Origin of the sequence: Dactylosporangium sp. NBC_01737, from assembly GCF_035963215.1 — a bacterium.
Lineage (GTDB): Bacteria > Actinomycetota > Actinomycetes > Mycobacteriales > Micromonosporaceae > Dactylosporangium.
In genome coordinates this window covers 4266333-4283201 of the sequence record NZ_CP109153.1, presented here as the reverse complement: position 1 = coordinate 4283201, position 16869 = coordinate 4266333, and the positions used below count along the sequence as shown (strand labels likewise).

14 protein-coding genes are annotated in these 16869 nt (G+C 72.6%); 7 read left to right on the top strand and 7 right to left on the bottom strand.

Annotated features, from left to right (window positions below; genetic code table 11):
- Positions 1 to 137: 137 nt before the first annotated feature.
- The 3 genes from OHA72_RS19400 to OHA72_RS19390 all read left to right on the top strand — a co-directional run bounded on the left by OHA72_RS19400 (position 138) and on the right by OHA72_RS19390 (position 2500).
- The gene (locus OHA72_RS19400; RefSeq protein ID WP_327009210.1) at positions 138 to 872 is read left to right on the top strand and encodes a serpin family protein; all 735 of its coding nucleotides are present in this window, start codon (positions 138 to 140) and stop codon (positions 870 to 872) included.
- The gene (locus OHA72_RS19395) at positions 869 to 1222 is read left to right on the top strand and encodes a serpin family protein (protein WP_327009209.1); all 354 of its coding nucleotides are present in this window, start codon (positions 869 to 871) and stop codon (positions 1220 to 1222) included. Before OHA72_RS19400 ends, OHA72_RS19395 begins: the two co-directional genes overlap by 4 nt.
- 270 nt (positions 1223 to 1492) lie before the next feature.
- Entirely contained in the window at positions 1493 to 2500 is a 1008-nt protein-coding gene (locus tag OHA72_RS19390) for a Kelch repeat-containing protein (protein WP_327009208.1), read from the top strand.
- Positions 2501 to 2522: 22 nt separating this feature from the next.
- Here OHA72_RS19390 and ligD read toward each other — a convergent pair whose 3' ends face one another.
- From ligD to hisI, 4 genes are all read right to left on the bottom strand, one after another.
- Positions 2523 to 3785 carry a non-homologous end-joining DNA ligase gene (gene ligD, locus OHA72_RS19385; protein ID WP_327009207.1) on the bottom strand — a complete coding sequence of 421 codons (1263 nt, stop codon included), beginning with the start codon at positions 3783 to 3785 and terminating at the stop codon, positions 2523 to 2525.
- A 9-nt stretch (positions 3786 to 3794) separates the two neighbouring features.
- Positions 3795 to 4313 (bottom strand): Trp biosynthesis-associated membrane protein, encoded by a 519-nt coding sequence (locus tag OHA72_RS19380; RefSeq protein WP_327009206.1) that lies wholly within the window; start codon positions 4311 to 4313, stop codon positions 3795 to 3797.
- Between the two features lie 70 nt (positions 4314 to 4383).
- Positions 4384 to 5919, bottom strand: coding sequence for an anthranilate synthase component I (locus OHA72_RS19375; RefSeq protein ID WP_327009205.1), 1536 nt, complete (start codon positions 5917 to 5919; stop codon positions 4384 to 4386).
- Positions 5916 to 6272 carry a phosphoribosyl-AMP cyclohydrolase gene (hisI, locus tag OHA72_RS19370; protein ID WP_327011610.1) on the bottom strand — a complete coding sequence of 119 codons (357 nt, stop codon included), beginning with the start codon at positions 6270 to 6272 and terminating at the stop codon, positions 5916 to 5918. Before hisI ends, OHA72_RS19375 begins: the two co-directional genes overlap by 4 nt.
- Before the next feature lie 282 nt (positions 6273 to 6554).
- Here hisI and OHA72_RS19365 point away from each other — a divergent pair, with 282 nt between their 5' ends.
- The 4 genes from OHA72_RS19365 (at position 6555) to OHA72_RS19350 (ending at position 11856) form a co-directional block, all read left to right on the top strand.
- Positions 6555 to 9596 (top strand): midas domain-containing protein, encoded by a 3042-nt coding sequence (locus OHA72_RS19365; RefSeq protein ID WP_327009204.1) that lies wholly within the window; start codon positions 6555 to 6557, stop codon positions 9594 to 9596.
- Positions 9597 to 9734: 138 nt separating this feature from the next.
- Positions 9735 to 10466: an ABC transporter ATP-binding protein gene (locus OHA72_RS19360; RefSeq protein ID WP_327009203.1), complete on the top strand. Its 732-nt coding sequence runs from the start codon at positions 9735 to 9737 to the stop codon at positions 10464 to 10466.
- 3 nt (positions 10467 to 10469) lie between these two features.
- On the top strand, positions 10470 to 11207 hold the full coding sequence (locus OHA72_RS19355) for an ABC transporter permease (RefSeq protein ID WP_327009202.1): 738 nt from the start codon (positions 10470 to 10472) through the stop codon (positions 11205 to 11207).
- A gap of 52 nt (positions 11208 to 11259) precedes the next feature.
- Positions 11260 to 11856 (top strand): TetR/AcrR family transcriptional regulator, encoded by a 597-nt coding sequence (locus tag OHA72_RS19350; RefSeq protein ID WP_327009201.1) that lies wholly within the window; start codon positions 11260 to 11262, stop codon positions 11854 to 11856.
- Here OHA72_RS19350 and OHA72_RS19345 read toward each other — a convergent pair.
- From OHA72_RS19345 to OHA72_RS19335, 3 genes are all read right to left on the bottom strand, one after another.
- Positions 11853 to 12290, bottom strand: a complete 438-nt coding sequence (locus tag OHA72_RS19345; protein WP_327009200.1) for a hypothetical protein — start codon at positions 12288 to 12290, stop codon at positions 11853 to 11855. The genes OHA72_RS19350 and OHA72_RS19345 overlap by 4 nt on opposite strands.
- Positions 12291 to 13123: 833 nt before the next feature.
- The gene (locus OHA72_RS19340; protein ID WP_327009199.1) at positions 13124 to 14908 is read right to left on the bottom strand and encodes an ABC transporter ATP-binding protein; all 1785 of its coding nucleotides are present in this window, start codon (positions 14906 to 14908) and stop codon (positions 13124 to 13126) included.
- 85 nt (positions 14909 to 14993) lie between these two features.
- Positions 14994 to 16823, bottom strand: coding sequence for an ABC transporter ATP-binding protein (locus OHA72_RS19335; RefSeq protein ID WP_327011609.1), 1830 nt, complete (start codon positions 16821 to 16823; stop codon positions 14994 to 14996).
- Between the last annotated feature and the right edge of the window lie 46 nt (positions 16824 to 16869).

Sequence of the window (16869 nt, the reverse complement as noted above, 5' to 3'; positions counted from 1 at the left end):
TGATCAAGGAGCTCCCCTCTCCGGTGGTCATGCGTCCGATGCTAGGAGCCCCCCGGTCAGTGGATGGCCGTGGGGGTATGGCCGACGTCACCTGATGGACTAGGGCATAATGCCTTGCCGTTCGTATGGTTGGAGCCATGACCGTCGAGGCCTGCAATGCTCTGACCGCACGCTGGGCGGCCGCCGCCGACGGCGCGGGCGTCTTCTCCGGCGCAGGCGTCTATCCGCTGCTCGCGCTGCTTGCGGGGGTCGCGTCCGGGCCCGCCCGCGACGAGCTGCTCGCGGTCGCGCCGTCGCCGCTGGACCTGCCGGACACCGACGGCGTCCGCGCGGCGCTCGGCGTCTGGACCCGCCACGACCTGCCCCTCGATCCCTCCTGGACGGCCGGCTCCCCGTTGAGCGGCGACCCCGCCGCCGACCAGGCGCGCCTGGACGCGTGGGCCGCCGAGCGGACCGGCGGGCTCATCCCGGCCATGCCGGTCGCCGTCGACGAGGACACCGGCGTCGTGCTCGCCTCGGCGCTGTCGGTGCTCACCGAATGGGTCCAGCCGTTCGACGACGGCATCCTGTCCCCCGCCGCCGGGCCGTGGCAGGGCCGGCGGCTCGCGGCGCTGCACCGCAAGCGTGCCGCCGGGGACGCCCTGGCGCCGCTGCGGGTCCTCGCCGCCCCGAAGGGCCGGTCACGCTGCTCACCGTCGCCGGCGGCAACGACGTCGACGTGGTGCTCGCCCTCGGTACCGCGGCCGCCGCACCCGGACACGTCCTGCGCGCCGGCGTCGACGGCTGGGCCTCCGCCGCGCCGTCGACCGCCGGGCCGGGCGTCACCGCGGCGGAGGTCGATGCCACCGACCCGGCGCCGGAGCTGGTGGTGAGCCTGCCGTCGTTCGACGTGACCGCGAGCCACGACCTGCTCGCCCGGGCGGACCTGTTCGGGCTGCGCACCGCGTCGCGCGACGGCACGTTCCCCGGCATCAGCCCCGTCGACCTGGCCGTGACCTCCGCCCGCCAGCAGGCCGTGGCCTCGTTCACCGCCCTGGGCTTCCGGGCCGCGACGGTCACGGCCCTCGCCATGTACCCCCTGGCGTTCCGCCCGCCGACCACCCGGAGACTGCGGGTCACGGTCACGTTCGACCGGCCGTTCGGGTTCTTCTCCGTGCACCGCCCCACCGGTCTCGTCCTCGTCGCCGGCTGGGTCACCGACCCAACCGGCTGGACGCCGTGAACCGGCATGACCGCATGACGTCCGGGACCGCCGCCGCGTGGATGGACGGCGGGCGCCGCCCCTTCGATGAGCACCGGCTCGTCCGGGTGACGTCCGACCGGCCCGGTCCTGTTCGAGGGCCGGGTCGGGACCCCGGCCCGTACACCGCCCCCACCCGAGGCGCGACCCGCGACATACTGCTCGCATGCGCAGGATCCTGGCGGCGTTGACGGTCCTGACCGCCGCGGCGGGCTGCGCGGCCGTCGGGCTCTCCGCGGCGGCCGACCGCTCGTGGACCGCGGTGGCCGCGGGACCCTCCCGGCGCGGCACGACGCGCTCGGCGTGTGGGACGGCGGGCGGTTCGTCGTCGTCGGCGGATCGGCGGACGCGCCGTGCCCGCCCCAGGCGGACTGCGCGCCGGGGCACGCCCTGACCGACGGCGCCGCGTACGACCCGGCGACCGGCACCTGGCAGCCGATCGCCGCGGCCCCCGTCGCGCTGGGCCCCGGCGACCAGCTCATCGCCGCCGGCGGCCGGGTCTACGCGCTGACCCGGGACGCGACGTTCCTGCGGTACGACGGCGCCGCGTGGACGAACCTGCCGTCGCCGCCGGGTGCGGGGCAGCTGCTCGACGCGGGCGGCACGCCGGTGCTCGTCGCCGGGACCGACGAGCACGGCGGGAGCGTGGACGCCGCGTTCGACGTCGCGACCAGCGCGTGGCGGGTGCTGCCCGACGACTCGCTCGGCCCGTCGTTCAACCGGATGGCGGTGTGGACCGGCGACCGGCTGCTGCTGGGCGCGCAGGACCTGGTCCCGGACCCCGGCGCCACCCGGCCGTCACTGGTGCGGCTGGCCACGCTCGACGCGGCGCTGACGACGTGGTCGGCGCCCACCGGCACCGAGATCCTGCACTCCAGCCCGGCGGTGGCGGCCGGCACGGTCGTCTGGACCGGCACCGGCAGCGCGGACGGCGGGCAGGTGGGCAACTGGGGCCGCTCCTACCCGGAGGGCGGCATGCTCACCGTCGCCACCGGCCGGTGGCGTCCCCTGCCGCCGGCGCCGCGGCCGGCCGGTCCGCTGCCGATCGACCCGGCGCTGAGCACCGGCGGCCGGGTCACGGTCGGCGGCCACCTGCTCGACCCGGCGACCGGCGGCTGGCTGCGCCTGGCGGACCCGCCCGGCGGCCGCCGGCTCGCCGCGACGATCGTGGCCGGCCCCGACCTGGTGTTCATCTGGGGAGGCGCGGTGCACCGCGACGCCGGGACCAACCTCGGCGACGGCCACCTGCTGCGGGTCTAGCCTCGATCTTGCAGCGGGGCGTTCAGGCGTCGTCGGCGGGGCGGCGCCAGCGGGCCGGGATCTCGCCGCGGGCCTGCAGCTCCTTCCACTTCGCGAACGGGTCGTAGTCGACCTCCAGGGGCTCCTGGGCGGGGCGGTCGGCCTCGGGCACGTGCACCAGGTTGAGCCGGATGCGGGTCCACAGGCTGTTGATGCCGCGCATCGAGTCGACGAGCACGTCGGCCGGCTCCAGCAGCGGCCACACCGCCGGGTGCCGGGCCTTCCACCGCTCCAGACCCTCCAGGGCCTCGTCCTTCGTCGCGGCCCGGGCGATCTCGATGAGGGGCATGCTCGGCGCGCGGCGGCCCGTGCCCTTCTTCGCCGGCGCCTGCTTCCGATGCGTGGCCGCGAGCTCCAGCAGCGCCGTCAGGTCCCCGCGGCTGTCCTCGATGCCGGCCCACGCGTCGGTGCCGGTCTCGAGGCGGTCCTGCACGGACTCCATCGTGTACGCGGCCGGGTCGCACCCCGGTACCTCGTCCCAGGTGAGCGGCATGGAGACGCGCGCCTCCTCGGAGGGGCGCACCGAATACCCGGACGCCGTGGTGTGATCCTTCGCGTTCTGGTTGTAGTCGACGAAGACCCCGTGCCGCTCCTCCTTCCACCAGGCGCCGGTCGCGATCTCCGGCGCCCGGCGGGCCACCTCCCTGGCGAAACCCTCCGCCGCCCGGCGCACCTCGGCGAACGTCCAGTTGGGGTGGATACGGGCGTACACGTGGAACCCGCGCGAACCGGACGTCTTCGGCCAGCCGATCAGCCCGTGGTCGGCGAGGACGTCACGGGCGACCAGTGCCACGTCGACCACCTGCGACCACGGCACCCCGGGCACCGGGTCCAGGTCGATGCGCAGCTCGTCGGGGTGATCGACGTCCTCGGCGAGGACCGAGTGGGTGTGCAGCTCCAGGCAGCCGAGGTTGACGACCCACGCGAGCTGGGCCGCGTCGCGCAGGACGACCTCCTCGGCGGTGCGGCCCGACGGGTACCGCAGCTGCGCCGTCTCAATCCAGTCGGGGCGTTTCTCCGGCGCCCGCTTCTGGAAGAACGCCTCGCCCTCGATGCCGTTGACGTACCGCTTCAACGCCATCGGCCGCCCCCCGGCGCCGCGCAGGGCACCGTCGGCGACGGCGATGTAGTAGCGGACGACGTCGAGCTTCGTGCGACCGGACTTCGGGAAGTACACCTTGTCGGGGTTGGTGACGGTCACCTCACGCCCGGCGACCTCGAGGACTTCCTTGCTGCTGCTCGCCATAGGCGAACCCTACTTGTCGGCGGTCGGATCCTCGCCCCGATCCAGGGCGTCCCAGAGCTCTGTCTGCGGTGCCTTCTTCGCCGTGGTACGCCCGGCCTGTGGCCGTTCGTAGCGGGCGCCCATCTCCGGCCAGGTGTCGCTGTACCGGATGGTCAGCACGCCCGCGACGGCGACGACCGCCGCCGCGACGAGCGTGAGGATCGGCCAGCCCACGTCGATGCGGTGCTGCAGGGTCTCGATCACCGCGCCGATGATCCCGATGCCGGTCAGGGCGAGCAGCCCGCCGACGACCGTCCTGAGCCGTCTCCTGGTCGCCAGCAGGGCGCCGGCGCCGGCCAGGCCGACCGCGCCGAGCGCCGGCAGCCACGGCGACATCTCGGCGCCGGTGCGGTAGTCCGTCGTCGGCGGCAGCGGCGACACCTGGTGCGTCATGATCGCGTCCCAGTTGCGGGTCGCGGCGAACAGCACGACCGCCGACGCGACCGCGGTAGCGAGGGTCGTGACGGTCAGTCCCCGGCGCCCGTTCATCGGCTGCCTTTCATCGGCGGCCTTCGCATCGGCTGCCTTTGCCTCGGCGGCCTCTGTATCAGCGGCCTTTTCATCGGGCCGGTCGCAGGGTCTCGGCGGTGGCGATCGCGGCGAGGACGGCGGCGGCCTTGTTGCGTGTCTCCGTCTCCTCCGACAGCGGGTCGGAGTCCGCGACGATGCCGGCGCCGGCCTGGACGTACGCCATCCGGTCCCGGATGAGCGCGGTCCGGATCGCGATCGCCGTGTCCATGTCGCCGCCGAAGCCGAAGTAGCCGACGACACCGCCGTACAGGCCGCGCCGGGTCGGTTCGAGCTCCTCGATGATCTCCATCGCCCGGACCTTCGGTGCCCCCGACAGCGTGCCCGCCGGGAACGTCGCGGCCAGCGTGTCGAACGCGGTCCGGTCGTCGTTGAGCTCGCCGACCACGGTGGAGACGATGTGCATGACGTGGCTGTACCGCTCCACGGTCATGAACTCCGGCACCTCGACCGTCCCCGGCTTGCAGACCCGGCCCAGGTCGTTGCGGGCCAGGTCGACGAGCATCACGTGCTCGGCGCGCTCCTTCGGGTCCGCGAGGAGGTCCGCGGCCAGGGCGTTGTCCTCCTCCGGCGTCGCACCCCGCCACCGCGTCCCGGCGATCGGGTGCAGCAGCGCCCGCCGCCCGTCGACTTTGACGTGCACCTCCGGCGAGGAGCCGACGACGTCGAAGCCGTCGAAGCGCAGCAGGTACATGTAAGGGCTCGGGTTCGTGGAGCGCAGCACCCGGTACACGTCGAGGGGGTCGGCGTCGGTGGCCCGCTCGAAGCGCTGGGCGACCACGATCTGGAAGCACTCCCCGGCGCGGATCGCCTCCTTCGCGATCTCGACCGCCTTCGGGTACCCGCCCGCGGGGGTCCGGCTGACCACGTCCCCGGGTGCCGCCTTCTCCACTGTGGACACCATCGGCGGCGTCGGGCGGGACAGCGCCGTCGTCATCGCGTCGAGCCGGCCGATCGCCTGGTGGTACGCCGCCGAGACGGTCGCCTCGTCGGCGCCCTGCTCCGGCAGCACGGCGTTGGCGATCAGCAGCGCCGCGCCCTCGAAGTGGTCCAGGGCCACCAGGTCCGTCGCCAGCATCATGCCGAGCTCGGGATGGTGCAGGTCGTCGACGGCGAGCTCCGGCAGCTTCTCGAACCGCCGGACCGCGTCGTAGGACAGGAACCCGACGAGCCCGCCGGACAGCGGCGGCAGGCCGAGGCCCTGCAGGTCCGTGTCGTCGGCGGTCAGCGCCTCGATGGTCGCCCGCAGGACCTGGGTCGGGTCGCCCTGCGCCGGCACGTTGGCGGGCGGCTCACCCAGCCAGTGCGCGCCGCCGTCCCGCTCGACCAGCGTCGCCACGCTCCGTACGCCGATGAAGCTGTACCGTGACCAGACCGCGCCCGCGGCGCCGGCGCCCTGCTCGGCGGACTCCAGCAGGAACGTGCCCGGGCCGCCGGCCAGCTTCCGGTACACCCCGACCGGCGTCTCCCCGTCGGCGAGCAGCCGCCGCGTCACCGGCACCACCCTCCGCGCCTTGGCCAGCTCACGGAACGTCGCCTCGTCGGGCGCCACGGCACCGGTCGTCATCCGCCCACCTTCAGGTCCGTGTAGAAGCAGGTGTGGTTGCCCGTGTGGCAGGCCGCGCCGGTCTGCTCGACGGTCACCAGCAGCGTGTCGCCGTCGCAGTCGATCGCCACCGACCGCACGTGCTGGACGTGACCGGAGGTCTCGCCCTTCACCCAGTACTCGTTGCGGCTGCGCGACCAGTACGTCGCCCGCCCCGTCGTCAGCGTCCGGTGCAACGCCTCGTCATCCATCCAGGCCAACATCAACACCTGCCCGGTCCCGTGCTCCTGCACGACCGCAGGCACCAACCCGGCCTCGTTGCGAAGGAGACGGTCCGCGACTTCTGGATCAAGGTTCGACGACACATCATGAATTCTCCCGCACGGCCCTCTCTCCTCGGTTTGGGGTCTATGGCTGGTCGTGTTTGCGGAGTACCTTGACGGTGCGCCGCACGGAAGTCTGGGCGGTCGCTCATCCCTCCCCGCCTGCCGTCGGCCGACCCTCCTCGCCCGGGGGTCCCGCTTGCCGTCGGCGCGGCGGCTCCGGGCCGGGCGCCGTTTGGCCTCCCGGCGTCCGCGACCCCAGCGCTGAGCCCACAGCAGTCTGAACGGGTGGCCCCCTCCCCCCGTTCCGACCGAGCGGACGGAGGACCCGCCATGCATCCCAACTTCACCCCGCCGAACGACCAGTCGAGCCCCTCCCCGGAAGTCACGACCCCACCGGGCGTCCCCGAGCAGCGCCAGCCCGTCGAGGACATCACCCCACCCGTCGAGGCCGTCACCACCGACGCCGCCGACACGCCCGACACCACCGACGAGCCCGCCGCGGAGGTGACCACCGAGGCCTCTCTCGCGGACACCGACGCGATCACGGTCGCCGTCCCGGACGACATCTCCGACATCGTCGGCCCGGCCACGGAGGAGTCCGCCGCCCCCACCGACGAGGAGCCGGCCGCTGGGGTCGACGCAGACGCCGCCGAGTCCGCCCCGACCGCCGACCTCCAAGCGGCCGACACCCTCGAAGCGGAACCCGCCGACACCACCGAGGAGCCCGAGTCCCTCGAAGCGGCAGCCGCCGAAGAGGTCTCCGCCGAGGACGAGCCCGCAGCCGAGCCCGCAGCCGAGGCCGACGCTGAGGCCGACGCTGAGGAGGTCGAAACGGCTGAGGAGCCCGACGCTCTCGAGGAGGCCGCTGCCGAGGACGAGCCCGCAGCCGAGGCTGAAGCCGAAGAGTCGGAGACCGCCGACGAGCCGGTGGCCCTCGAAGAAGTCACCGCCGAAGAGGCCGCCGCCGACACCGACGACGAGCCCGCCGCGGAAACCGACGAGGAGCCCGCAGCAGAAGCCGACGCCGAAGAGGCCGAAGCCGGCGAGGAGCCCGAGGCCCTCGAAGAAGTCACCGCCGAAGAGGCCGCCGACGAGCCCGCAGCGGAAGCCGACGAGGAGCCCGCCGCGGAAGCCGACGCCGAAGAGACCGAAGCCGGCGAGGAGCCCGAGGCCCTCGAAGAAGTCGCCGCCGAAGAGGCCGCCGACGAGCCCGCAGCGGAAGCCGACGCTGAGGAGTCGGAGACCGCCGACGAGCCGGAGGCCCTCGAAGAAGTCGCCGCCGAAGAGGCCGCCGACGACGAGCCCGCCGCGGAAACCGACGAGGAGCCCGCAGCAGAGGCCGACGCCGAAGAGACCGAAACCGGCGAGGAGCCCGCCGCGGAAGCCGGCGCCGAGGAGTCGGAGACCGCCGACGAGCCGGAGGCCCTCGAAGAAGTCACCGCCGAAGAGGCCGCCGCCGACACCGACGACGAGCCCACCGCGGAAACCGACGACGAGCCCACCGCGGAAACCGACGAGGAGCCCGCAGCAGAGGCCGACGCCGAAGAGTCCGAGACCGCCGACGAGCCCGAGGCCCTCGAAGAAGTCACCGCCGAGGAGACCGACGCCGACGGGGAGCCAGCAGCGGAGGCTGACGTCGAGGAGGAGACGGCCGCCGAGGAGCCGGCGGCCGAGTCGGAGTCCGACGAGGAGCCCGAGGCCGTGGCCGACGAGGCCACCGCGGACGACGAAGCGGTTGCCGACGAGCCCGAAGCCGTCGTTGACGAGGAGTCCGCCGAGGACGAGCCCGCCGCCGAGGAAGAGGCAGCGGCCGACGAGCCGGAAGCCGACGCCGCGGTCGAAACGGACGCCGAGGCCGACACCGAGGACGAGCCCGCAGCGGAGGCCGAGGCCGCCGAGCCCGACGCCGAAGCGGCCGTCGAGGAGGAGCCCGCCGCCACCGAGGACGCGGTCGCCGAAGACGTCACCGCCGAAGACGAGCCGGAAGCCGAAGCCGCCACCGAGGAGGCCGAAGCCACGGCCGAGCCCGACGCTGAAGCAGCCGGCGATGACGACGAAGCCGTCGCCGAGCCTGACGCCGAAGCAGCCGCCGAAGACGTGGCGGCCGAGGACGAGCCGGGTGCGGAGGCCGAGGAGGTCGTTGCGGAGACCGACGCCGACGAGTCCGGTGAGGACGAGCCGGAGGTCGAGGCGGTGTTCGAGGCCGAGGCGGCTGAGGACGCTGACGACGACGCCGCCGAGGACGTCGTGGCAGAGGCCAGGGACGAGGCCGACGCCACCGCGGACACGGACGAGGAGCCGGACGGCGCGGAGCCGGTCGCGGAGGCCGAGACCCCTGCCGACGTCCTGACCGAGGCGATCGACGCCGGTGTCGACAACGCCGACGACGACACGGCCGACGACGTCAACCTCGTCGCCGACATCGACGAGCTGACCGCCGAGCCCGAGGCCGAGGCCGCCGACACCGAAGACGCCGACGCCGAGGGCACCGAGCCCGAAGCCGAGGCCGACGAGGTCGCGGACGAACCCGCCGCCGAAGCCGAAGCCGAGGACGCCGCGGACGAGGTCGAGGCGAGCGCCGACGAGACCCCGGCCGAGGTCCTGGCCGAGGCGATCGACGCCGGTGTCGACAACGCGGACGACGACACGGCCGACGACGTCAACCTCGTCGCCGACATCGACGAGCTGACCGCCGACACCGCCGAGGCCGAGGCCGACGCCGAGGAAGCTGACGACGAGCCCATCGCCGAAGCGGACGACGACACCGAGGAAGCTGACGACGAGCCCACCGCCGAAGCCGACGATGACGCGGACGAGGACGAGGACGCGGAGCCGACCGCCGAAACCGACGACGACGCCGAGGAAGCTGACGACGAGCCCGCCGCCGAAGCCGACAGCGACGACTCCGAGGACGACGACGACGACGAGCCCGTCGCAGCAGCAGCCGACGACGAAGACGAGGACGAGGACGAGGACGACGAGCCCACCGCCGAAGCGGCCGACTCCGATGACGACGATGACGATGACGTGGACGAGCTCGACGAGGAGCTCGAGTACGCGGCCGTCGCCGCCCTCCCCCTCCGCCCCGGTGACGTCGCCGAGCAGCGGATCGTGCTGTGGAAGCCGAAGCGGGCGGACAAGTTCCGGTCGCGGCTGGTCAAGGCGGAGTCGAAGTTCGTCGACGACCCGGTGAAGGCGTTGACGCGGGCGTCCGCGGTGGTGAGTGACGCCATCGAGACACTTGCCGAGAAGTTGCAGGAGCAGCAGCTCGCGATCGACCCGCACCGGTCGGCGAAGAACCCCGACACCGAGGCGCTGCGGGTGGCGTTGCGGCAGTACAAGGAGTTCCTGGAGCGCGTCCTCGCGCTCTAGTCACCACCCGGCAACGAAGGCAGCGGGGCGGACCGAGTCATCGGTCCGCCCCGATTTCGTGTTTGACGCACGTCCAAGATTTCATCTACCGTTGAGTTCATCAACCGTTGAGTTATTTCCTGACCGGAGGAATCGAAGATGACCAACGCGATCGAGGTCGAGCACCTCGTCATCGCGCGCGGCAAACGGCGGGTGTTGCACGACTTCACCTGTTCGGTGCCCAGCGGGAGCGTCACAGGGCTGCTCGGACCGAGCGGCAGCGGCAAGACCACGCTCATGCGCGCGGTCGTCGGCGTGCAGAAGATCGTCAGCGGCACGGTCACGGTGCTGGGGCACCCGGCCGGTTCGAAGCCGCTGCGGGACAAGGTGGGATACCTGACGCAGGCGCCGAGCGTCTACGCGGATCTGACCGTCAGGGAGAACGCGCGGTACTTCGCCTCGCTGTACGGGCTGGGCGCCGCCGATGCCGACGCGGCCGTGTCCGACGTCGGCCTGAGCCAGGCGAAGGACCAGCTCGTCGGGACCCTGTCGGGTGGTCAGCGGGCCCGCGCCTCGCTCGCATGCGCGATCGTGAGCAAGCCGCAACTGCTCGTACTGGACGAACCCACCGTCGGGCAGGATCCCGTGCTGCGCAACGAGTTGTGGCAGCGGTTCCACGCCCTGGCCAAGGCCGGCTCCACGCTGCTGGTGTCCAGCCACGTGATGGACGAGGCGGGGCGCTGCGACCGGCTCCTGCTGATCCGCGAGGGCCTGCTCATCGCCGACGAGTCACCCGCCGCCGTGCGGGAGCGCGCCGGCACCGACGACCTGGAAGAGGCGTTCCTGCGGCTGGTCCAGGCGCAGGAGTCAGAGAAGGAAAAGGTGGCCTGAGCCATGTCCGCCCATTTGACGTTCGCGACCGCTGGCCGCATTCTCCGGCAGTTGCGGCACGACCGGCGCACGATCGCGCTGATCCTGGTCGTGCCGACGGTGCTGCTGACGCTCCTGCGCTACCTGTACGACGCCAGCCCCATGATGTTCGACCGCATCGGCCTGATCATGCTGGGCGTGTTCCCCCTGGTGATCATGTTCCTGCTGACCAGCGTGGCGATGCTGCGGGAGCGGACCACGGGCACCCTCGAGCGCCTGCTCACCACGCCGATCGGGAAGGTCGACATCCTGCTGGGGTACGGCATCGCCTTCGCCGTCGCCGCGGCGGTGCAGGCAACGGTGGTGTCGGCGCTCGCGTACCTCCTCCTGGGCCTGGACACGCTCGGCCCCGCGTGGCTCGTCGGCGTGATCGCGGTCGGCAACTCGGTGCTCGGCATGGCGCTCGGCCTGCTGGTCAGCGCGTTCGCCAACAGCGAGTTCCAGGCGGTGCAGTTCATGCCCGCGGTCGTCCTGCCGCAGGTGCTGCTCTGCGGGCTGCTGCAGCCCCGCGACCAGATGGCCGGCTGGCTGCAGGCGATCAGTGACGTCCTGCCCATGTCCTACGCGGTGCAGGCGCTCACGGAGCTCGGCGCTCACGCCGAGCCGACCGGCGTGATGTGGCGCGACCTCGGCGTCATCGTCGGGTGCGTGATCGTGGCACTCTTGCTCGGGGCAGCCACGCTCCGCCGGCGTACCCCCTGAGCAAACGACACGACGGCACCCTGCGCCACGGAAAGACGACGGAAAGAGGCCCATGGCACGCACCGGACGACGCCCCGGCAACCAGGACACCCGCCAGGCGATCCTGACCGCCGCCCGCCACGCGTTCGCCGAACGTGGTTACGACGGGGCGTCCATCCGCCAGATCGCGACCAGCGCCGGGGTGGACCCGGCGCTGGTGCACCACTACTTCGGGGCGAAGGACAAGCTGTTCCTCGCCACGATGGAGGCCCCGATCGACCCGGGCGAGCTGATCCCGAAGATCTTCGAGGCAGGCCTCGACGGCATCGGCGAGCGGCTCGTCCGCACGTTCCTCGGCGTGTGGGACTCACCGGCCGGCTCCTCCGCGGCGGCGCTGTTCCGCAGCGCCCTGCAGCACGAGTGGTCCGCGCGGATGCTGCGCGAGTTCCTCGTGACCCAGGTCCTGCGCCGCGCGATCGGCCACCTGCAGCTCGACCCCGCCGAGGCCCCGCGCCGCGCCGCGCTGGTCGCGTCGCAGATGGCCGGCATCGTCATGGTCCGCTACATCCTGAAGGTCGAGCCGATGGCGTCCATGTCCCAGGACGAGATCGTGTACAGCATCGCGCCGACGATCCAGCGGTACCTCACCGAGCCGCTGCACAAGCCCTAGTCGTCGACCTCGGCGCAGTGCGCCCTGGCCTGCCGCGTCAGCAGCAACCCGACCAGCCCCGCCGCGAAGCACATCGGCACCACCGCGAACGGCAGCGGCGCCGGCAGCAGCCACGTCAGCAGCGGCGCCATCGTCCCCACGAACGCCCAGAACACCAGGCTCGCCAGCCACGCCCAGTGCTCGCCCCGCTTGATCCGCATCCCGAGGAACACCAGCACCACGGCCAGCGGAAACAGGAACAGCACGGCGTTGAAGAACAGCACGAAGTCGAGATACCCGGTGCCACCCTGATTGACCGGATCGACCTGCATCCCGGACAGCAGCACCCCGAGCGCCGTGAGCGCAAGGGTCAGCATGACCCCGCCGATCGCGTTGAACCCCGTCACCGCGACCCGGACCTGCATCGGCACGTATCGACGCCCCCCGGCTGGCACACCAGCCACTGTAGGTCCTGCGCCCCACGTCACCACCCTCGACGCGCGGCACCCCCGTCGATCACCGGCCCGCAGGTGTACCCCGAAACCCCGGCTCTTCGTGCCCCACGCACAGATCGCACGCCCCCATCACACGAAAGCCACAAACCGGGGCATTGCCCAGCGCCTGCCCGCATCGACGGCGACATCGAAGGACACCAACAGGCAAGCGCTGCCCAGGCGCCCGGCGCAGACGGCGAAGCACGACTCAACCTGGACGGTCAACCGCTGGACCGCGCCGCCACGAACCGGGACGACAACAGCCTTTGCGCGCCTCACGACCCGCCGGCACCAGGCACCGGCGAAACATGGACAACCCGAAGGATCCCCGGGGCCAGGACACCAACGATCCTTCGGGTTACCGGAAATCCCACGACCCACCCAAAGCAACGCCACCCAGCACCGACACCGGCGCGAGCAACTCGCCGACACTTGACCACGCAGCCACGAAACGGGACAGCAACAGCCCTCGGCGCGCCTCACGACCCACCGGCACGCGACACCGCCGAAACGTGCCGCGCTTCGCGCGACCAGGACAACCCGAAGGATCCGCGGGGCAGAACACCAGCGATCCTTCGGGTTGCCGGGCATCCCGCGAGCAACCCGCTGCCAGAGGCCGACGGTGACTCGCGTCAGAAGCAACCACCCCAACACGCCCCAATGGAGCCGGCAGCGCTCCAGCACCGCCGAGCCCCGCGAAACCGGCAGCGGCCCCGCCGGGCCGCGAGCCGAGCAGGCCGCAGCCCGAGCAGGCCGCAGCGCGGGCAGGCCGTAGCGCGGGCGGGGCGGGAAGGTCAGCGGGTCTGTTCGAGCCAGGACGCGTACAGGCGGGCGTAGATCGAGTCCGGGTCGGTGACGAGGTCGACGTGGGGGCCGCGCTGCACGACGTGGCCCTTGTCGACGACGATGACCTCGTCGGCGCTCTGGGCGGTCGACAGCCGGTGCGCGATCGCGATCGTGGTGCGCCCGCGGGTCACCGCGTCGAGGGTGCGCTGGAGGCGGACCTCGGTCGCCGGGTCGACGGCGCTGGTGGCCTCGTCGAGGACGAGGAGGTCGGGGTCGGCGACATACGCGCGGGCCAGGGCGACCAGCTGCCGCTCCCCCACGGACAGCGCCTCGCCGCGCTCGCCGACCTGGGTCTGCAGGCCGTCGCTGAGCCCGTCGACCCAGTCGAGGAGGCCGAGCTCGGTGAACGCCAGCTCCAGGTCGACGTCGCTGAGGTCGGGCCGGGCAAAGCGGACGTTGTCGGCGACGGTCGCGTCGAAGAGGAACCCGTCCTGCGGCACCATGACGACGCGGCTGCGCAGCGACTCGAACCGCACCTCGGTCAGCGGCACCCCGGACAGCAGGACACTGCCGGTGGTGGGGTCCATGAGCCGGGTCAGCAGCTTGGCGAACGTGGTCTTGCCGCTGCCGGTCTCGCCGACGACGGCGACGCGGGTGCGGGCGGTCACGGTCAGGTCGACGTCGGTGAGGACCTCGGGGCCGTCGGGGTAGGCGAAGTGCACGTGGTCGAACCGGACGTCGACCGCGCCCTCGGGCAGGTCCCGGCCGGCCGCGCCGGGGTCTGCGACGTCCGGCGACGTCTCGATGATGTCCAGGACGCGGCGCCAGCCGGCGATCGCGTTCTGCGCCTCGTTGAGCACTTCGGTGGCGACCTGCACCGGCTGGACGAACAGCGTGGCCAGGAACAGGAACGCGGTCAGCTGCCCGATGCTGAGCTGGCCGTCGACGCCGAGCAGGGTGCCCACGACGATCACGCTGCCGAGCGCGAGGCCGGCCGCGAACTCGCCGAAGCTCATGCTGACGACGTTGTTGGTCTGGGCGCGGAACTGGGCGCGGCGACTGCGGTCGATGGCGGTGTCGAGGCGCTCGGCGGTGCGGTGCTGCACCCCGTAGGCCCGCACGACGGGGGCGCCGACGACGCTCTCCGCGATCGCGCCGAGCATGGCGCCGATGCTCTCCCGCACGTCGAGATAGAGCACGCTGAGCCGGCGCTGGAAGTGCCGCACGACGAAGACCAGCGGCGCGAACGCGACGATCACGACCAGCGTCAGCTGCCAGGAGTAGAAGAACATCACGGCGGTGGTGACGATCAGCTGCCCGAGGCTGATCAGGAAGATCAGGCCGCCGAACTGCAGGAACTGGCTGATCTGGTCGACGTCGCCGGTGACCCGGGAGACCAGCGCGCCGCGCCGCTCCGACTGCTGGTGCAGCATCGACAGGTCGTGGATGTGCCGGAACGTGCGGGTGCGGATGCCGGCGAGCGCCGTCTCGCTGACGGTGAACAGCCGCACATTCATCATCGCCGCGCTGAGCATCGTCAGGAACAGCACGCCGACGGTGATCGACACGATGACGGTGAGCACGCCGACGTCGGGGCCGCCGGGCGCGCGCAGCCCCTTGTCGATGCCCTGCTGGATGGCGACGGGGATCGCGACCCGGCCGGTCGTGGCGAGGACGGCGAGCCCGAGCGTGCCGGCGAGCCCGGTGAACAGCTCAGGCGACAGGCTCAGCCCGCGCCGCAGCACCCCCGGCTTGGCGACCTCGGTCCCCTTGGCGTCCAGAACCGTGGTCATGCCGTCACCTCCGCTGCGCTCCGGCGCCGGCCTGACCCAACACTGAGCCGCTGATGACCGGCTCCTCCGCTACGCTCCGGACCGGTCATGCGGTCACGCTCTCCTCGTCGTCGAAGACGTGCTCCCGTTCCTTCTCCGCCTCGGCCTTCTCATAGGCCGTGACGAGGTCGGCGTAGCCGGGGACGGTGGCGAGCAGGTCGGCGTGGGTGCCGCGGGCGGCGACCCTGCCCCGCTCGAGATAGACGACCTCGTCGGCGAGGGCGATCGTGGCCCGCCGATACGCCACGACGAGGATCGAGGCCTGCCGGTCGTCGTCGCGGCGCAGCGCGGCGAGGATCGCCGCCTCGACGCGCGGGTCGACGGCGCTGGTCGCGTCGTCGAGGACGAGCAGCCGAGGCGCGCCGGCCAGGGCCCGGGCAATGGTGAGGCGTTGCCGCTGCCCGCCGGACAGTGACGTGCCGCGCTCCCCGACCTTCGTGTCGAGCCCCTCGCCGAGCTGGGCGACGAACCCGTCGGCCTGGGCGAGCCGCAGCGCCGACCAGGCGGCCTCGTCGTCCACGGCGTGGCCCGCGGCGGTGCGCCTGTCGAGCGTCACGTTGCCCCGCACGGTGTCGTCGAAGACGAACGGCACCTGGGCGACCAGCGCGACGGTGCCGACGAGCGCCTCCTGGGTCAGCTCGCGGGCGTCGACCCCGTCGAGACGGACGGCGCCGCTGTGCGGGTCGACCAGGCGGGCGGCGAGGCCGGCGACCGTCGACTTGCCGGAGCCGGTCGAGCCGACCAGCGCCACGGTGCGCCCGGCCGGCACGTCGAACGTGACGCCGCTGAGCACGTCGCCGCCGCGCTCGCCGTCGGCGCCGGCGTAGGCGAAGTGGACGTCGTCGAAGCGCAGCGCGGCCGGCTTGTGCACCTCCGGCAGCGTGGTCGTGCCGTAGACCATGTCGCCCTCGGCGTCCAGCACGTGCCGGATCCGCTCCCAGCCCACGACGCTGCGGGGCAGCTCGGCGAGCACCCAGCCGATCGCCCGCACGGGAAACGCGAGGACCGTGAACAGGAACGCGACGCTGACCACCTCGGACACGTCGACCGCGCCCTGCCGGAAGCGCAGGCCACCGACGACGAGCACGGCGAGGGTGCCGATGCTCGGCAGCGCGTCGAGCACCGGGTCGAACACGGCCCGGACCCGCCCGACCTGGATCGTGGCGTCGCGCAGCTCGACCGTCTTGGCGGAGAACCGCTCGGTCTCGGCGGCCTCCCGGCCCATGGTCTTGACCACCAGCGCGCCGTCGAAGCTCTCGTGCGCGACGGCGCTGACCTCGGCCCGCAGCTGCTGTGACCGGGCGACGCGGGGCGCCATCCGGCGCGAATAGGCGACGTTGACCCCGAGCAGCGAGGGGAACACGGCGACGCCGACGAGGGCCATGGCCCAGTCGGTGGCGAAGAGGGAGACGATCGCGGCGACGAGCATGACGACGGTGCCGACCGCCATCGGGAACGGCGCGATCGGATACCACGCGGACTCGACGTCGGCGTTGGCATTGGACAGCAGCGTGCCGGTCGCGTGCCGCTGGTGCCATTCCAGGGGCAGCCGCAGGTAACGCCGAGTGACGGCCTGCCGGTAGCGCGCCTGGAGACGGAACTGCATGGCGCCCGCGCCGAGCCGCCGGCCGAAGATGCCGATGATCTTGCCGAGGCTGACCGCGAGGATCGCGACGCCGCCGAGCAGCAGGGTGCCGGTCGTGACGTGCCGCTCGTCGATCGCGGGCAGGGCGATCTCGCCCACCACCCAGCCGGAGACGAACGCGGTGGCGATGGTGAGCAGGCTGAACACGACGCTGCCGACGACCGAGATCGCGAACATGTGAGGCTCGTCACGAACGGCCCGCCCGAGCACCCACAGCCCCTTGAGGAGCACCTTGCCGCTGGTCACGTTCCGCCCTCCGTAGCGTCCGCCGGTAAGT

Coding starts and splice junctions, on each gene's coding strand:
- OHA72_RS19400 (WP_327009210.1), top strand. CDS start 138: ATGACCGTCGAGGCCTGCAATGCTCTGACCGCACGCTGGGCGGCCGCC.
- ligD (WP_327009207.1), bottom strand. CDS start 3,785: ATGGCGAGCAGCAGCAAGGAAGTCCTCGAGGTCGCCGGGCGTGAGGTG.
- OHA72_RS19380 (WP_327009206.1), bottom strand. CDS start 4,313: ATGAACGGGCGCCGGGGACTGACCGTCACGACCCTCGCTACCGCGGTC.
- OHA72_RS19375 (WP_327009205.1), bottom strand. CDS start 5,919: ATGACGACCGGTGCCGTGGCGCCCGACGAGGCGACGTTCCGTGAGCTG.
- OHA72_RS19365 (WP_327009204.1), top strand. CDS start 6,555: ATGCATCCCAACTTCACCCCGCCGAACGACCAGTCGAGCCCCTCCCCG.
- OHA72_RS19360 (WP_327009203.1), top strand. CDS start 9,735: ATGACCAACGCGATCGAGGTCGAGCACCTCGTCATCGCGCGCGGCAAA.
- OHA72_RS19355 (WP_327009202.1), top strand. CDS start 10,470: ATGTCCGCCCATTTGACGTTCGCGACCGCTGGCCGCATTCTCCGGCAG.
- OHA72_RS19350 (WP_327009201.1), top strand. CDS start 11,260: ATGGCACGCACCGGACGACGCCCCGGCAACCAGGACACCCGCCAGGCG.
- OHA72_RS19340 (WP_327009199.1), bottom strand. CDS start 14,908: ATGACCACGGTTCTGGACGCCAAGGGGACCGAGGTCGCCAAGCCGGGG.